This is a genomic window from Bacteroides neonati (assembly GCF_000499785.1).
In the GTDB taxonomy this organism is placed as follows: Bacteria; Bacteroidota; Bacteroidia; order Bacteroidales; family Bacteroidaceae; genus Bacteroides; species Bacteroides neonati.
Window position 1 is genome coordinate 557256 of sequence record NZ_HG726019.1, and the last position, 16744, is coordinate 573999.

Consider the following 16744-nt stretch of genomic DNA (forward strand, 5'->3'; position numbering starts at 1 on the left):
ACTTAGAAATTCAATTGAATACGAAGGCCTAAAATACCATAATCGTTCCCACCTTCGCCAGCTACATCTTCGGGTTTGTAAGCGATCTGCCCGTTTTCCATCACACCAACTGCTGCCGCTCCGTACGCATTGGCATATTTATCGTGAGCAACATACGAGTAGTTGAGCTGCAGTTTCAGGTTGCGGTTTACATAATAGGTAGCACCTACTGTCCATCCGTCGGAAGTTCCACCTTTGATGAGATTTCCATTCAGATCGAGCCGATCGAAGCGTGCAGCCAGTTCCACATCGCCCCAACTACGCCCGAAAGAAGGCTCGGTAAAGGCTCCGCGCGAAGTACTGTACTTCTGTTGCCCACCAAATAAAAGATAAGATGCCTGTACGTAGAAGCCGTTGAACCGTTCGGTGCCCAAACCTTCCATGCGGCTGGTGTTGTTCAGAATATATTCACCCTGCATACGAAAGGCTTTGTAGAAGGCACCCAACTCAGCACCCACCAACCAGTCGTGGCTGACCGAAGCAATAGGACCTGTATCTAAGAACTTAATTTTATTGATACGCGACAACGAATTGGAGCTATAACGCACCGTATTGGGCATCTTTGTGCCTACACTGGTTTTGGGAGTGCGATAAGAGGCGGCCAGCCCCAGGTGAAGTCCTTTTTCTTTATTGGCCGACATTGGCATCCATACCCCGCGGGCGGTATATGAAATACCTTCGTCTATCCCATCCTTATTATTGCTTTCGGAATAGTCTTTCTCTTTGCTTCCGTTAATGGCTCTGAAGTGCACGCCCGCTGCTCCCAAAAACTGCTTGTACTGCCACGCAGCTTGTACACCCATGTGAAACTCTGGATTAAAGGCCGAGCTTACATTGGCTTTTTCCATAAACATGAGATCGCCCGACGAGGTCATGGCATCCATACCGAAGCTCTCTTTGAAGTTTCCGGCACGAAAATAGATTCCGTTATTGAGGTTATAGCGAATGAAGCAGTCCTTGAGCGAAAAGCCTCCGTCGGTAAAGTCCATCTCTATTTTACCGGACAGTTGTTTACCAAACGACACATCGGTATGCAAGCGCACCCGACGAAAGCCTACCCCATCGCCTATGGGCTGATAATCTTCGCCGAAGAATAATGCACCATCGGCTTGTATCCGACCTCCAAAGGTAATTTTAAACTTATTGTCATCTGAACTAAAGGTGAGTGATTCTTTTTTCACCTCGGGTAAGGAAGATTGTGGTTCATCGGCATAGCCCATCGCCGGGCAAGCCAGTAAACACCCCAATACAGTAAGCGTAACCAAGCGTTCTCTCATTCGTTTATTTAATAAAACAATTAAAAGGGAGTGAGGTTTAAGCACTCCCTATTTTCTTTAGCCTAAAAAAGAAAAACCAACCAGCATCACTAATGCCAGTACAATGAGCGATATAAAAACAATCTTCATGACTCTGTTAGCTTGCTCCTCTTCTTTTTTACTGTGCTTTGCTTTTTTCTTACTCTTACTCATACCATATATAGCTTTAAGTTCAACGCTAACAAAGTAAGACTAAAAAATTAAACCTGCCAAAAATAATGAGAATAAAATGAAGGACAAAGCCCGTAATAAGTAAAAGTGGTGAGAATATGCTTATTTATAGCGTGATGTTACATTTGTATTATATTTAGGAGCCGAAACACCGGGATGTGATGGTCGGAACCTTTGCCCCGGATGGTCGGAAGCTTTGGGGCAAAGGGTCGGAGCCTTTAGGGTGGAATCCCTGCCCTTTGAAAAGAAGAATGGCTGCACAACCATCCTTTCGGAACAATTACTGTGCAGCCATATCTGTATTTATCTTACTTCTTCGTTCGAGAACTCCATCAAGTATGCTTTGATGAAACCGTCTATTTTACCGTCCATCACGCCATTGACATCGGCTGTTTGGAAGCCGGTGCGATGGTCTTTCACCCGGCGGTCATCGAAAACGTAGCTACGGATCTGCGATCCCCACTCGATTTTCTTTTTGCCGGCTTCGACCTTGGCTTGTTCGGCCAATCGGTGCTGTAACTCTTTATCGTAAAGCAGTGAACGAAGCATGCGCAAGGCATTCTCTTTGTTCTTGGGCTGATCGCGCGTTTCGGTATTCTCAATCAATATTTCCTCTTCCTCGCCGGTATACGGATCTTTGTATTGATAGCGCAAACGAACACCCGACTCTACCTTGTTTACATTCTGTCCACCTGCACCACCCGAACGGAAGGTATCCCAAGAGATGGCAGCCGGCAGAATTTCTACCTCGATGGTATCGTCGACGAGCGGGGTAACAAATACCGAAGCAAAGGAGGTCATACGTTTTCCCTGCGCATTGTAGGGAGAAACACGCACCAACCGATGCACACCGTTCTCGCCCTTGAGGTATCCGTAAGAGTAGTCGCCTTCAATCTGTATCGTACAGGTTTTGATGCCCGCCTCATCGCCATCCTGATAGTTAGAGATGGTCGCTTTGTAGCCATTGGTTTCGGCATAACGTAAATACATACGCATCAGCATCGATGCCCAATCCTGACTCTCGGTACCACCTGCACCCGAATTGATCTTGAGTACACAACTCATCTGGTCGGCCTCTTCGCGAAGCATATTCTGCAACTCCAGGTTCTCGATGGCTGACAGTGTCTTGGCATAATCGGCATCGATCTCGGCTTCGGTTACCAGCTCTTCTTTATAGAAATCGAAAGCAAGCTCAAGTTCATCGCTCATGGTCTTGACTTCGTTGTAGCCGTCGATCCATTTCTGAAGACCTTTGACCAATTTCATTTGAGCTTCGGCTCGTTTCTGGTCATCCCAGAATCCGGGAGCCTGCGTTCTTAGTTGTTCTTCTTCGACTTGAATTTTCTTTCCGTCGACGTCAAAGGTACCTCCTCAGCGCATCGGTGCGCTCTTTCACGTCTTTAAGTTGCTCAATAGTAATCATATAATCTTTTTTTTATTGTGAATTAGAGTGCAAAGATAAACAAAAATCTGCTACCTTTGCTTCCATAACCAAATTGTTCGCTTATGAAAAAACAACTTCGCCTTTCCTATCTGTTGCTATTCTTTCTGATAGCCACAGCAGTGAGTAGTGCCAGTGCCAAGGAGTACCGCTACGAAACCGTTCCCAATGACCCTCTCAAAGCTCGTATCTACACGCTCGACAATGGGCTCAAAGTGTACATGACCGTCAACAAGGAAACACCCCGTATTCAGACATATATCGCCGTAAAGGTAGGGGGAAAGAACGACCCAGCCGAAACAACCGGACTGGCACATTACTTTGAGCACCTCATGTTTAAAGGAAGCGAGAAGTTCGGCACCCAGAACTATGCTGCCGAGAAACTGCTGCTCGACCAAATCGAACAAAAGTTCGAAACATACCGCAAAACAACCGACGAGGCTGCCCGCAAAGCCATCTACCACCAGATAGACAGCCTTTCGTACGAAGCATCGAAGCTCGCCATCCCCAACGAGTATGACAAGCTGATGGCTGCCATCGGCGCCAACGGTACCAATGCCTACACCTCCTTCGACCAGACGGTTTATGTGGAGGATATCCCTTCGAATCAAATTGATAACTGGGCGAAGATACAGGCCGACCGATTTGAGAACAACGTAATCCGTGGCTTCCACACCGAACTGGAAACGGTGTACGAAGAGAAAAACATGTCGCTGACCAGAGACTCGCGCAAGGTGTACGAGACAGTGCTGTCGGCACTCTTCCCACACCACCCGTATGGTACACAAACCGTATTGGGAACACAGGAGCATCTGAAAAACCCATCGATTACAAACATCAAGAACTACCATCAAACGTGGTACGTACCCAACAATATGGCAATCTGTCTTTCGGGCGATTTCGACCCCGACCAGATGATTGCTACCATCGACAAGTACTTCGGAGCAATGAAGCCCAACCCCAATCTGCCCAAGCTCCCTGTGAGCAAAGAGAGCGAAATAACCGCACCGGTGGTTCGCGAAGTGGTAGGTCCCGAGGCCGAGAGTCTCTCGCTCACCTGGAGATTTCCGGAGGCAGCAAGCAAAGACTACGAAACCTTGCAGGTAGTATCGCAAATTCTGTACAACGGCAAGGCGGGGCTTATCGACCTGGATCTGAATCAGCAACAGAAGGTGCTGCAAGCCTACGCATACCCCAGTGGCATGAGCGATTATAGCTTCCTGCTGATGCAAGCCCGCCCCAAGCAAGGGCAAACACTCGACGAGGTCAAAACTCTTCTGCTCGACGAAGTAAAGAAACTGCGCGCAGGCGATTTTGATGAAAAGATGCTACAAGCCAACATCAACAACTTCAAACTCTACCAGCTTCAGCAGCTCGAAAGTAACAGCGGACGTGCCGATTGGTTTGTAAGCTCTTACATCAACGGTACCGATTGGGCCAACGAGGTAACAGGCATCGACCGCATGAGCAAGCTGACGAAAAGCGACATCGTAGCCTTCGCCAATAAATACCTGAAAGACGACAACTATGCCGTTGTGTACAAACGACAGGGAAAAGATCCGAACGAAAAGAAGATGGATAAGCCTCAGATAACGCCCATCGTGATGAACCGCGACGCGACCAGCCCCTTCCTCAAAGAGGTGCAAAGCAGCACCGTGCCGCCCATCGAACCGCAGTTTCTGGACTTCGAGCGCGACCTGAGCCAGCTCAAAACACAATCGGGTATTCCTGTATTGTACAAACAGAACACGAACAACGACCTCTTTCAGCTGATGTACGTGTTTGATATGGGCAACAACACCGACAAGCTACTGGGCACAGCCTTCGGCTACCTCGAATATTTGGGCACGTCCGACATGACTCCCGAGCAGGTTAAAAGCGAGTTCTATCGCCTGGCCTGTACGTTCCGCGTGGTTCCCGATGCCGAACGTACCTATGTTGTACTATCGGGCTTGAACGAAAACATGCCGGAGGCAATGAAGCTCTTCGAAAAGCTGATGGCGGATGCACAGGTAAACCCGAAAGCCTATACCGACATGGCAGCCAATATACTGAAAGGACGCAAAGATGCCAAGCTGAACCAACAGCAGAACTTCGGCCGCCTGACAAACTATGCGCTATACGGTGCGAAATCGCCTTCGACCAATCTGGTAACCGAAGCGGAGCTGAACAGCCTCGACCCGCAACAGCTGATCGATCGCATTCACGCGCAAAACGGCTACAAGCACCGCATCCTTTATTACGGACCAAGCAGCGAGAAAGCGTTGGTCGCTACCATCAACCAGTTGCACCGCACGCCCAAAACGTTGAAAGAGATACCCGCAGGTACCAACTTCCCTTACCTGAAAACGCCTACCACAAAGGTGCTGATAGCTCCCTACGAGGCCAAACAGATCTATATGTCGCAAGTATCGAACAGAGACGACCGGTTTGACGCCAACATAGAACCGATGCGACAGATGTACAACGAATACTTCGGTGGTTCGATGAACTCGATCGTGTTTCAGGAGATGCGCGAAAGCAGGGGCTTGGCCTATTCGGCTTGGGCTTCTTTGCAAGGACCGCGCAAGTTGAAATACCCCTACGTAGTGCGCACCATGATCGCTACACAGAACGACAAGATGCTCGATGCCATAACGGTATTCAATGATATCATCAACAACATGCCCGAATCGGAAGTAGCCTTCAAGCTCGCCAAAGAGGGACTTATCACCCGCCTACGCACCGACCGCATTACGAAATCGGATATCATCTGGGCATACATCAATGCGCAAGATCTCGGGCAGAATGTAGACAGCCGCATCAAACTGTACAAAGATGCACAGAGCATGACGCTCAACGACGTGATTGCCTTCCAGAAGAAGTGGGTGAAAGATCGTACCTATACCTATTGCATCTTAGGCGATAAGAAAGAGTTGGATATGGAGAAACTCAAAGCAGTAGGCCCCATTGAAGAGTTGACGCAAGAAGAGATATTCGGTTACTAACCGAATGGACTGTATATAAAGAAAGCTGCACCGATTCTTGTCGGTGCAGCTTTCTTTATATATAGGTATGCGAAGGTGTTACTCTTCGTACATCTTATCAATTTGTGCTTTGTAGTTTTGTGCCACTACCGCGCGACGGATCTTCAAGGTATTCGTCAACTCCTCCTTCTCCATGCTGAACGGTTCGGGCAGCAACGTGAAGCGTTTAATCTGCTCGTAGTTAGCAAACTGTTGTTGCAGCGTATCGATACGGGCACGGAAAAGAGCAATCACCTTGGGGTGGCGCAACAACTCTTCCATATCTTTGTATTCAATCCCTTTCTCCTGTGCATACTCCTTGACGAAACCGTAAACGGGAACAATCAGTGCCGAAACGAACTTACGCTGATCGGCAATAATCGCAATCTGGTCGATGTAGCGATCGACCACCAACTTAGTTTCAAGAGCTTGCGGAGCGATGTACTTTCCGTTAGAGGTTTTGAAGAGGTCTTTGATACGCTCGGTCAGATACAACTGTCCGTTCATAAAATACCCGGCATCGCCCGTGTGGAACCATCCGTCGGCATCGATAGCCGCCGCCGTAGCTTCGGCCTTTTTATAGTAACCCTTGGTGATGGTTTTTCCGCGAAGCAGAATCTCATTCTCGTCGCCAATCTTCACCTCTATATCGGGCATCACCTGTCCTACAGAACCGATGTCGTATCCCGTCTTCGAGGTACATGATACGGTAGCGGTCGATTCGGTCAACCCATAGCCCGTAAGCATATCAATGCCCACCGAGTGTACAAATTCGCAGATTTGATCGGGCACAGCAGCACCTGCCGTGGGGAAGAAGTTACCATTCTCTATACCGATGGTCTTCTTCAGCAACGTATAGATGGTTTTATCGTAAAACTTATACTTCAACTGATTCATCAACGGAGGCGTTTTGCCTTGACGCAGGTAGTCGATGTTGTGTATCTTACCCACCTTGATGGCATCGAGCATCAACGCTTTCTTGACTCCGGTGGTCGAGGCGATCTTCTCCTGTACGCCGGCATACACCTTCTCCCAGAAACGGGGCACGCTGCACATGAGCGTGGGGCGAATCTCTTTGATCGTCATCTGAATATCGGCGGGACGAAGGTTGATGCAGCTCTGCACCCCTTTGTGCACGCAGTAATAAGCCCATGTTTTCTCGAACACGTGCGTCAGCGGCAGGAAGTTCATCGAAACATCCTGATCGGTCATATCCGTCAGACGAATGTCGTGAATGCGGAATGCCTCCATATAGCAAGAGTGATGCAACATCACTCCCTTGGGCTCGCCGGTAGTGCCCGAGGTGTAGAGAATATTGGCCAGATCGTCTTCAGTGGCAGCCTGCGAGCGAGCCTCGACTACGTCGTTGTGCGACAAGTCCGCCCCCATTGCCAAAAGTTCATCGAAGTAGATCGACGATGTATCGCGTGGGTCTTTCACCACGGAGCGATCAAAAATAATCAGTTGTTTCAACGATTCGCAGAAGCCAAATACGCTGAAAGCAGCATCGTACTGAAACTGCTCGCCTACAAAAAGGAAGCGGATTTGTGCATCGTTAATGATATAGCGTGCCTGTGCCGAAGAGCTGGTAGCGTAGAGCGGAACGGTTACTGCGCGGTTGGCAAACCCTGCCAGGTCTACAAAAAGACATTCGGGCTTGTTTTGCGAGAACGTTCCCATGTTCTCCTGTTCCTGCACCCCCAGTGCCACCAAGGCATTGGCTGCCTGGCGAACGGTTTGCGAGAACTGATTCCAAGTGATCGGAATCCATTGTGAAGTCTGATAATCACGGTATTTCAGTGCTATCTTATTGCCATACTTTTCGGCCTGACGATGTACCAGGACAGATAAATGATGATAAGTCATATCTTTCATTGTTAGTTATTCTTCGACAAAGGTATCGTTTAATTTGGAATTATCGAGCCTGTTTTATGAATTATTTTATCATACACAGTCAAGCATTTAGCTATGTACACGTTAGCATTTAGTTGCCGAACGAACTGAAAGAATCAACTATTATTTGTATCTTTGCATACATTCAAAGCAACCACAGAGATATGATAAACGAAATACACTCATCCGAAGCAGTCGGCCTACTAAAGTCGCTCATCAGCATCCCCTCGCTCAGCCGCGAAGAGGGACAGGCGGCCGACTATCTACAACAGTATATCGAGGCCGAAGGTATGCAAACGGGGCGCAAAGGCAACAATGTATGGTGTCTGAGCCCGATGTTCGACCTCAAGAAACCAACCATCCTGCTCAACTCGCACATCGACACGGTGAAGCCCGTTAATGGTTGGAGAAAGGATCCATTCACTCCCCGCGAAGAGAACGGAAAGCTCTATGGCCTCGGCAGCAACGACGCTGGAGCCAGTCTGGTAACACTCCTACAGGTGTTCCTGCAACTATGCAGAACGGAGCAGGAATACAATCTCATTTACCTCGCTTCGTGCGAAGAAGAGGTATCGGGCAAGGATGGAATCGAGAGCGTACTGCCCGGACTGCCCCCCATAGCCTTTGCCATAGTGGGCGAACCCACGGAGATGCAACCCGCCATTGCCGAAAAAGGACTGATGGTACTCGACGTAACAGCCACCGGACGCGCCGGACATGCCGCCCGCGAAGAGGGCGACAATGCCATCTACAAGGTGCTCAACGACATGGCTTGGTTCCGCGATTACCGCTTCCCGAACGTATCGCCGCTACTGGGGCCGGTCAAGATGAGTGTAACGATGGTTAATGCAGGCACGCAGCACAATGTAGTGCCCGACCGATGCACCTTCGTGGTCGATATCCGCAGCAACGAATTGTACAGTAACGAGGAGATATTTGCCGAGGTGCAGAAAAACCTGACCTGCAAGGCCGAAGCCCGTTCGTTCCGACTCAATTCGTCGAGAGTCGACGAGAAGCATCCGTTTGTGCTACGCGCCATTGCTGCCGGACGGGTACCGTACGGCTCCCCCACCCTGTCGGATCAGGCATTGATGCCTTTCCCATCGGTCAAGATGGGACCCGGACGCTCCTCGCGCTCGCATACGGCCGATGAGTACATCATGATCAGAGAGATCGAAGAGGCCTTGCAACTCTACCTAAAACTGCTCGACGGACTGAGGTTATAATCCGCCGCCGGCAACGGGAAAGAACCAATAAGGGGAGAAAGCGTAGGCTTTCTCCCCTTATTGGTTTCCATCGCGCATGAGAACGACAGCAACAGTGCAACATAGGTGCAGTAATAGTGCACCGCAAGTGCAGCAATAATGCAACGTGGTTGCAGTAGCAATGCAAGGCGAGTGCAGTAACCGTTACTCCCCCTATCGGTTCAGCCACGGTTCGGGATTCAGCTTCTCTTTCTCGCGTCGCAACTGGAAGTGGAGCACGGTGCGCCCATTATCGCTTCCATCGGAGAATATCTGCCCGATGGTTTGCTTGGTACTCACCGTATCGCCCGACTTGACGGAGGCGGAAGAGAGGTTGCAATAGACCGAAATGTAGTTTCCATGACGAATCAGGATGTTGAACAAGCCATTGAGCTGGAACACCGCTGCCACCTTGCCATCGAATATGGCGCGCGCCTGCGCACCGGGCTTGCCTTGAATGTCGATTCCTTTGTTGTCGAGCTTCACGTTGCGAAGCCCTTCGACAGCATATTCGCCGTAGTGACTGGTGATGATGTAAGCCCCCGAGATAGGTACCGGGAGACGCCCCCGGTTGTTGACAAAGTTGCCGGACAGCTCACGGTCGGCCTTGCTCATGGAGTACGATTCGAGCGGTTCGGCCTTGCGGCGTGAAGTCGAAGCGGCATCCGATGCATCGTCACTGCCACGCTTACCGCTCTCCTTGGACTGCGAACGAGTACCTCCTTCGGCCTTTTTACGGGCTTCGGCTTCGCGACGGGCAGCCTGACGAGCCTCCTCTTCGGCACGCTTGCGGGCACGCTCTATCTCCTCGGCTATCAGCTTATCGATCCGGGCATTGAGTTGATTGGCTTCGCGGCGTTTTTTGCTGATCTCCTGTTGCAGCCCTTTCTGCATTTTTTGCAGGTTGGCCACCATGGTGCGCTTACTCTTCTCCTGAAGCTCCAGCTTAACCTTTTCGTTTTCGCGCTCTTTGAGCAACGACACCTTGGCGGCTTTTACTTGTTGAAGTTCTTTCTTTTTGAGGGTAACCTGTTCCTGCTTTTTCAAGATCTCTTCGCCTTGAATACGCTGATAGGTGGCATACTCGCGCACGTAGCGCAACCGACGATAGGTTTGGCTGAGGCTTTTGGCGGAGAAGATAAACATGAGTTTCTCTTCGATGGATTTATTCTTGTAGAGGTACTGCACGGACGACTCGTATTTCTTCTTCTTGTCGCGCAGGTCGCGTCGCAGCTTGCCGAGCTGGCGTTCGAGGTTGTTCAGTTCGCGGTCTATCGATTCCACATCGTTGTTCATGGTCGCAATGTAGCGTTTACGCTCCTCGATTTGCCCGGTGAGGGCTGCCAGACTGTTGAGTTGACTACCCACATCTTTCTTTGTGTTTTTCAACAACGACTCCGTCTCGGCTATCTGCTGTTGCAGCGAGCCGCGTTTGCTTTCAAGCTCTTTAATCAGTTTGTTCGATTGAGCCAAAAGCGGAACGGTGAGACAGAGAGCGGAGACGATCCACACTAACAGGCGTTTCATAATTCGGATAACATTTTTAATAATACGGGCAAGGGCACTTGGGTATACTTATCGGAAACTTCACTGCCGTTGAGCACAAAAGGCTCGGTCGAGAAGTCGTACAGCTTGACCCGTGTATTTTCCAACAGCGGAATACCCAACTCCTTACCGCTCATATCGGCCCGTCCATTGGGCAGTGAGGCGGCAAACAATAGTTTCTCCAAGGCGGCATAGTTGGCATCGCGCGGCAAAATCTCTTCCAACTCTCTGCGCGAAGCCCGTACATAGCGTTTGTTCATGCGGTCGATCAGCAAAACATCATCGGGCGTGATCTCTATGCGGGCTATTTCGCTACGGATAATCGGCATGAGAACGGATATCTGCACACGCTCTCCCTCCTTGAGTTTCATCGTTCCTCCCGCTGTCATGCTTCCGCCGCCACCGGGTATGGTTACTTGTAGTTTGGACGAAAGATAGCGTGTCTCTTTGAGTGAGGGCTTTGTGAGTGCGGTGCGAGAGCTTTTACAAGCGGCAAGCAGCAACACAAGCAGGCATACGCAACCTATGGTTCGGATTAGTTTCTTCATTCGGCAATGTATTTTTTCTTCTCTATCTTCTGTTTGAGTGTTTTCGATTCGCTTCCCATCTCCAATGCCTGCTTCCAATACTTCAAGGCTCCCTCCACATCACCCGTTTTAAAGTAGATGTCGCCACAGTGCTCCAGTACAACGCTTCCTTGGGGTTCGTCGCTCTTTATGGCGTTGTCGATGTAGATACGCGCTTCGGCATAATTGCCTTTCTCGAAGAGAATCCACGCGTAGGTATCGAGATAGGTGGCATTCTTAGGTTCGGCTTTGACCGTTTTGTAACTCATCTCCTCGGCTTTATCGAGGTCGCGACGGGCTACCGAGAGGTAATAAGCATAGTTGTTGAGCGCACCGATGTTGGCGGGATTGTAAACCAGTGCCGAGTCGTAAGCAGCATAGGCTTCGAGCATCTTCTCTTTCTTATAGTACACATCGGCTATAAGAGTGTAAAAGTCGGACACAAGTTCTTTGTTGTTTGCGGGTGTTACTGTATCAAGTGCTTTGAGCGACACATGGAGCACATCGTCCCAGCGTTCGGCCTGATTATAGGCAATGGCAAGGTAGAAGTAAAACTCAATTGCATCCGGGGTAGCCTCGATACCGGGTTCGCAGAGCCGGATTACTTCTTTATAATCCTCCTTGCGAACGGCAGCTCCAAGGAGCGTCATGCGGGCGGCACGGTTCGTCGGGTCGATCTGCAACACCTGTTCGAGTATCTTCAAAGAAGGTGCGACCATGTTTTTGGCTTGCAGGTATTGAGCGTACAGCATACGAATCTGGTCGTCTTCCAAGTCTTCCTGCAAGATGCGGTCGAAGAGTGAAATGACCCGGGTGCTGTCGCGATTCTCTTGTTCGTCTTGTACGATGAACTGGCGCATCACATTGAGCTTCGTTTCCGAAGGCACTTTCTTATTCAACAGGAGCGTATCTATTTGCTTCTCGTAGAGTTCCTTTTGCCCCGTTTGCTCGTAATAAGCCGCCAGGGAGAAGAGTGCGAGAGGATTGTCGGGTTCGACAGCCAGCACCTTCTGATAAATATCGTAAGCCTCCTTCTCCTTTTTGTTCTGCATATAGACATCGCCCAAGACGACTTGGTAGCGCATATCCATCGGATACTCTTGCACCAGGCTCTCTATTTCGCGAAAAGCCATCTTCTCATCTTTCATTTGCAGATAGATGCGGAACTTCTCCATCGAGAGTTGTTCGCTCTTACCCAACCGATCTTCGAGGCGATCGAGTGTAGCGATTACTTTCTGATAATTCTCAGTCTGGTTGTACAGGTCGATGAGGTTGAACAGCGGATCTTGCTTACCCGGAAAGCGCACCACCATCTCTTCGAGCAGTTTGATCGCTTTGTCCTGCTGGTTCTGCTGCTGATACAAGCTAGACAATGCCTGACTGTACCAGAAGTTATCGGGAGCATTGGCTACCGCCTGTTCGAGGGTAGCCTGTCCCTGCGGTACCATTTTGAGGTACATGTAGAATTGTGAAATCTCGTACAGTGCCGATGCTGCCTGCGGATTGATGGTTAAGCAGTGCTCGAGCAGGCCGAAGGCACCATCATAGTCCTTTTTAGCCTTCAGCCGAGTAGCTTCTAAGAAAAAGTAATCGTACTTCCGTTGCTGCTCCAGCGAAAGGATTTGCTCCTGCACCCGATCGACCGTAGCCGTCTTCTTCAGCTTGCCCGAAGAACCACATGCGGTAAGCAGGACTGTCAACAATAAGAGAAATGATATGTTAGCCTTCATTCTTGATTCGTTTATCTTTGTTTTAACTCTTTCCGGTATGCCCGAAGCCACCCTCGCCGCGCTCTGTTTCGTCGAGCACGTGCACCTCCTGCCATTGAGCCTGCTCGTAGCGGGCAATGACCATTTGAGCAATGCGCTCGCCATCTTCAATAACAAAAGCTTCGGTAGAAAGATTCACCAAAATGATACAGATTTCTCCCCGGTAGTCGGCATCGATGGTGCCGGGAGAGTTTAAAACCGTGATTCCTTTCTTGATGGCCAGTCCGCTACGAGGACGTATCTGCGCCTCGAACCCTTGCGGAAGGGCTATATAGAGTCCTGTGGGGATCAAACAGCGTTGCATCGGAGCAAGCGTAACGGGTTCGGACAGGTTGGCACGAATATCCATCCCAGCCGATAGTTCGGTCGCATAAGCCGGCAGCGAATGCTTTGATTTATTAATAACTTGAACGTTCATCTTCAATCTGTTTACTATTTAATGGGCGAAAATACGGAATTTGAGTCAATTTTTGATACTTTTGCAGTTAAATTACTTGAAACCTCAAGCAATCCTCTAACTTGTAATTTGTATTTAAACATGATGAATTGGAAAACCTTACTATCAGCCAAGCGCTTCGGGATGGAAGAGTTTCACGAAGAGCGACAGGAAAACCGCTCAGAGTTTCAGCGCGATTATGACCGACTGATCTTTTCGGCTCCTTTCAGGCGGTTGCAAAACAAAACACAAGTGTTTCCGCTGCCCGGGAGTATCTTCGTACACAACAGACTCACGCACAGCCTCGAAGTATCCTGCGTGGGACGCTCGCTGGGCAACGATGTAGCCAAAGCTCTCCTGGAAAAGCAACCCGATTTGCAGGACTCTTTCTTGTCCGAGATAGGCTCTATCGTTTCGGCTGCCTGTTTGGCGCACGATTTGGGCAATCCTCCTTTCGGACATTCGGGCGAGAAAGCGATCGCCACCTTCTTCTCCGAAGGCAAAGGACTGCCGCTCAAAGACAAGCTAACTCCGATGGAATGGGCAGATTTGACACACTTCGAAGGAAATGCCAATGCCTTTCGGTTGCTGACACACCAGTTCGAAGGTCGACGTACCGGTGGCTTTGCCATGACCTACTCTACGTTGGCATCTATCGTAAAATATCCCTTTTCATCGAGTTTGGCAGGCAAAAAGCCTAAGTTTGGCTTTTTCGTAAGCGAAGAAGATTCGTTTCGCCGCATCGCTACCGAGTTGGGGCTTATCCGGCTCAACGAGCAACCGATGAAGTATGCCAGGCATCCGTTGGTCTATCTGGTCGAAGCAGCCGACGACATCTGCTATCAGATGATGGACATTGAAGATGCGCATAAGCTGAAGATACTGACCAACGAAGAGACAAAAAAACTGCTGCTCGCCTATTTCAGTGAGGAGAGGCAAGCGCATATGCAGCGAACCTTTGCCATCGTAAGCGATACGAACGAGCAGATTGCCTACCTGCGCTCTTGTGTCATCGGACTGCTGATCAAAGAGTGTACCCGGGTGTTCGTTGAACACGAAGCCGAAATACTGGCAGGAACCTTTGAACAGCCACTGATCAAGCAGATTGCCGAACGTCCTGCCCGGGCTTACCGGGAGTGTGCCGAAGTATCGCTAGCCAAAATCTACCGTTCCAAAGATGTGCTGGATATAGAGTTGGCCGGTTTTCGTGTAATCAGCACCTTGCTCGAACTGATGATCGATGCGGTAACCTCTCCCGAGAAAGCGTATTCGCAATTACTTATCAATCGGGTATCGGGTCAGTACAATATAAAATCGCCCGAACTCTCGGTGAGAATTCAGGCGGTTCTTGATTATATTTCGGGAATGACCGATATTTTTGCTTTAGACCTTTACCGCAAAATCAACGGCAACAGTCTTCCTGCTGTGTAACCACTTTCGGAGTAAATACCTTATTTGCTCCGGAGGTTACCTGACAATCTTCCGGATCGTTCTTTACAAACGATTCGATATGGCGCATGCGCTTATCTTCGAGAATCTCATCGACGGCAATTAAGATACCTGTCTCTTCCACATCGCCAAAGCCATAGTTAATAGCCGTTCCGAACATACGCATTGTGGGGCTCAGGCTCATGTATGCATTGACCAACGGCGGAATATTATATCCCAACCGACGTACTTCACTGTTGAGTATTTTATAATCCTCCTTGAAAGTATCTTTGCAAAACAACTCGGCCAATTCTTTCTCATCAGTTTCCATCTCCAACGGTCGCAATGGAGTAATCAACGAGTCTTTATCCGCAAAATGCTTCTTCAGGAAATAAAGAATCATATCGCGTCCTTGTCGGTGATAACTGGGGTACATCGTTACTTTTCCGAAAAAGTACTTTACATTAGGCATAACGACTGTCAAGGCTCCCAATCCATCCCAGAGATTATCCAAGGCAAACAGCCCTTTGCTTCCGGCACGTGTCGATTGGTACTCGAGCGTCACAAACGAACGTCCCAGTTCAATGGTCATAGGCAGAAACTCCTTCACGAACTTCTCAGAGAAGTTAAACATATGCGAGGTTGCCAGTACGGGAGCACCGTGTTCATCTAGATGCACATCGGTGCCGAGTATATAACGATATCCTCCGAGAATCTCTTCGGCCTCGGGGTTCCATACAATTAGTTGTTTGTAGGGGTTCTCCATCGTGTCGTACTCATCGATATCGACAGACAGCCCAGAACCTCCTCCGGCAGCACGAAAAGCGATTTCGCGTAAACGTCCAATCTCCTGCATAATATGAGGAGAGTCTTGATAAGTAATAATGTAAATCTGATTATTACTTCTGTTGGTCATACGCAATCTTTTCTCCTCTGTCAGCTCTGCTTTGATCAACTCTTTGCTTACCGGTTTAATAATCTCTTCCATATATCTCGTTAGTAGTTATCTTTCTTTTATAGTTTATATACGATCTCTTTTACATATTCGGCCCACTGAGCCGGAGTTCTCGACTTATCAAATGTTTGCCATGGGATTGGCTTTCCGAATGTTATAGTAAATGTCTTATGTCGGTTCTTGAACATCTCATCGGCTAGATAGAGCATAGCAATATTAAACTTAATGCCCAGTGCTTTGCATACATTTGCCAGGTTGTAAAAGAAGTCAGAGTTTCGCCCGTTAAAAAAGACCGGCACCACATCGCGCTTGGTCTGTACACTTTTTACTATAAACGTTTTTCTCCACTCCAAATCACGAATTACCCCATTCTGCCTGCGAGAACAGATCCCTGCGGGAAACATTATTAGTTGATTATCCGAATTAAATCCCGCCTCAACCATCTTTGGAAAATCCTTTGCCTGCTTTCCTGTTTTATTAATAGGAATGCAAAGAGGTGCCAAGCCGCGAAGGTTCATCAACAGGTCATTGACCAGATACTTCACCTTGCCACCATAATAGCGCCCAAGTACATATCCTAAAGCGACACCGTCTTGTCCACCAAGCGGATGGTTCGACACAAAGGTATACAACCCGTCTTTAGGTAGATTCTCGAGTCCTTTTACCTCTATCTTAGCATCAAGAAAGTCGAGCGAGGCTTGTAGAAAGTCTACCCCCAGCTTATCTTTCGATTCACGCAAGAACACATTAATCTCCTCCTGATGAACAATCCTCTTTAAATAGGAAACAAGAAACCGGGGAATATACTTATGATACTTCGGAGCTTTCGTTCGAAGTATATCATCTATATCTATTAAAAACAAAGAGTCGTCAATCATCCTAATTTAGCTAAAATGGTGCCACAAAATTAATTGTTCTTTTTTATTAATCGCAATA

General features: G+C 48.8%; 12 protein-coding genes and 2 pseudogenes. 3 read left to right on the forward strand and 11 right to left on the reverse strand.

Features of this window, described 5'->3' with window-relative positions; all coding sequences use genetic code 11:
* Positions 1 to 2: 2 nt before the first annotated feature.
* From TY03_RS02255 to prfB, 3 genes are all read right to left on the reverse strand, one after another.
* Positions 3 to 1316: an OprO/OprP family phosphate-selective porin gene (locus TY03_RS02255; protein ID WP_042366958.1), complete on the reverse strand. Its 1314-nt coding sequence runs from the start codon at positions 1314 to 1316 to the stop codon at positions 3 to 5.
* Positions 1317 to 1373: 57 nt separating this feature from the next.
* The gene (locus TY03_RS22995) at positions 1374 to 1508 is read right to left on the reverse strand and encodes a hypothetical protein (protein WP_042366960.1); all 135 of its coding nucleotides are present in this window, start codon (positions 1506 to 1508) and stop codon (positions 1374 to 1376) included.
* A gap of 321 nt (positions 1509 to 1829) precedes the next feature.
* Positions 1830 to 2949 (reverse strand): peptide chain release factor 2 gene (gene prfB / locus TY03_RS02265; RefSeq protein ID WP_148335553.1). Its coding sequence is split into 2 segments (ribosomal slippage): positions 1830 to 2885 and positions 2887 to 2949, totalling 1119 coding nucleotides; the frame shifts between segments, so codons are not numbered across the junction.
* Between the two features lie 83 nt (positions 2950 to 3032).
* Here prfB and TY03_RS02270 point away from each other — a divergent pair.
* Positions 3033 to 5954, forward strand: coding sequence for a M16 family metallopeptidase (locus TY03_RS02270; protein ID WP_042366965.1), 2922 nt, complete (start codon positions 3033 to 3035; stop codon positions 5952 to 5954).
* 78 nt (positions 5955 to 6032) lie between these two features.
* Here TY03_RS02270 and TY03_RS02275 read toward each other — a convergent pair whose 3' ends face one another.
* Positions 6033 to 7838 carry an AMP-dependent synthetase/ligase gene (locus tag TY03_RS02275; protein ID WP_042367292.1) on the reverse strand — a complete coding sequence of 602 codons (1806 nt, stop codon included), beginning with the start codon at positions 7836 to 7838 and terminating at the stop codon, positions 6033 to 6035.
* 191 nt (positions 7839 to 8029) lie between these two features.
* Between TY03_RS02275 and TY03_RS02280 the strand changes: the two genes are divergently transcribed.
* The gene (locus TY03_RS02280; RefSeq protein WP_042366967.1) at positions 8030 to 9091 is read left to right on the forward strand and encodes a M20 family metallo-hydrolase; all 1062 of its coding nucleotides are present in this window, start codon (positions 8030 to 8032) and stop codon (positions 9089 to 9091) included.
* A gap of 192 nt (positions 9092 to 9283) precedes the next feature.
* Here TY03_RS02280 and TY03_RS23145 read toward each other — a convergent pair.
* From TY03_RS23145 to dut, 5 genes and pseudogenes are all read right to left on the reverse strand, one after another.
* A pseudogene (locus tag TY03_RS23145) lies at positions 9284 to 9751 on the reverse strand (murein hydrolase activator EnvC family protein); the annotation flags it as partial.
* Between the two features lie 81 nt (positions 9752 to 9832).
* Positions 9833 to 10636: pseudogene (locus TY03_RS23150) on the reverse strand (murein hydrolase activator EnvC family protein); the annotation flags it as partial.
* Entirely contained in the window at positions 10633 to 11202 is a 570-nt protein-coding gene (locus TY03_RS02290; RefSeq protein WP_148335554.1) for a DUF4292 domain-containing protein, read from the reverse strand. The gene TY03_RS02290 and the pseudogene TY03_RS23150, both read right to left, overlap by 4 nt.
* A complete protein-coding gene (locus TY03_RS02295) occupies positions 11199 to 12950 on the reverse strand; it encodes a tetratricopeptide repeat protein (RefSeq protein WP_042366970.1) in 1752 nt (583 codons plus the stop codon). Before TY03_RS02295 ends, TY03_RS02290 begins: the two co-directional genes overlap by 4 nt.
* Before the next feature lie 22 nt (positions 12951 to 12972).
* On the reverse strand, positions 12973 to 13407 hold the full coding sequence (gene dut, locus TY03_RS02300; RefSeq protein ID WP_042366971.1) for a dUTP diphosphatase: 435 nt from the start codon (positions 13405 to 13407) through the stop codon (positions 12973 to 12975).
* Between the two features lie 120 nt (positions 13408 to 13527).
* Between dut and TY03_RS02305 the strand changes: the two genes are divergently transcribed.
* The gene (locus TY03_RS02305; protein ID WP_042367297.1) at positions 13528 to 14856 is read left to right on the forward strand and encodes a deoxyguanosinetriphosphate triphosphohydrolase; all 1329 of its coding nucleotides are present in this window, start codon (positions 13528 to 13530) and stop codon (positions 14854 to 14856) included.
* On the opposite strand, the gene TY03_RS02310 is transcribed toward TY03_RS02305, so the two are convergent.
* Complete coding sequence (locus TY03_RS02310; protein ID WP_042366972.1) at positions 14828 to 15841, reverse strand: GNAT family N-acetyltransferase; 1014 nt, start codon at positions 15839 to 15841, stop codon at positions 14828 to 14830. The genes TY03_RS02305 and TY03_RS02310 overlap by 29 nt on opposite strands.
* Positions 15842 to 15867: 26 nt before the next feature.
* Positions 15868 to 16686 (reverse strand): 1-acyl-sn-glycerol-3-phosphate acyltransferase, encoded by an 819-nt coding sequence (locus TY03_RS02315; protein WP_042366973.1) that lies wholly within the window; start codon positions 16684 to 16686, stop codon positions 15868 to 15870.
* Positions 16687 to 16744: the final 58 nt, after the last annotated feature.

What these genes read in the sequence shown, in the direction of transcription:
- TY03_RS02255 (WP_042366958.1), bottom strand. Translation starts at nt 1,316, where the DNA reads ATGAGAGAACGCTTGGTTACGCTTACTGTATTGGGGTGTTTACTGGCT.
- TY03_RS22995 (WP_042366960.1), bottom strand. Translation starts at nt 1,508, where the DNA reads ATGAGTAAGAGTAAGAAAAAAGCAAAGCACAGTAAAAAAGAAGAGGAG.
- TY03_RS02270 (WP_042366965.1), top strand. Translation starts at nt 3,033, where the DNA reads ATGAAAAAACAACTTCGCCTTTCCTATCTGTTGCTATTCTTTCTGATA.
- TY03_RS02275 (WP_042367292.1), bottom strand. Translation starts at nt 7,838, where the DNA reads ATGACTTATCATCATTTATCTGTCCTGGTACATCGTCAGGCCGAAAAG.
- TY03_RS02280 (WP_042366967.1), top strand. Translation starts at nt 8,030, where the DNA reads ATGATAAACGAAATACACTCATCCGAAGCAGTCGGCCTACTAAAGTCG.
- TY03_RS02290 (WP_148335554.1), bottom strand. Translation starts at nt 11,202, where the DNA reads ATGAAGAAACTAATCCGAACCATAGGTTGCGTATGCCTGCTTGTGTTG.
- TY03_RS02295 (WP_042366970.1), bottom strand. Translation starts at nt 12,950, where the DNA reads ATGAAGGCTAACATATCATTTCTCTTATTGTTGACAGTCCTGCTTACC.
- dut (WP_042366971.1), bottom strand. Translation starts at nt 13,407, where the DNA reads ATGAACGTTCAAGTTATTAATAAATCAAAGCATTCGCTGCCGGCTTAT.
- TY03_RS02305 (WP_042367297.1), top strand. Translation starts at nt 13,528, where the DNA reads ATGATGAATTGGAAAACCTTACTATCAGCCAAGCGCTTCGGGATGGAA.
- TY03_RS02310 (WP_042366972.1), bottom strand. Translation starts at nt 15,841, where the DNA reads ATGGAAGAGATTATTAAACCGGTAAGCAAAGAGTTGATCAAAGCAGAG.
- TY03_RS02315 (WP_042366973.1), bottom strand. Translation starts at nt 16,686, where the DNA reads ATGATTGACGACTCTTTGTTTTTAATAGATATAGATGATATACTTCGA.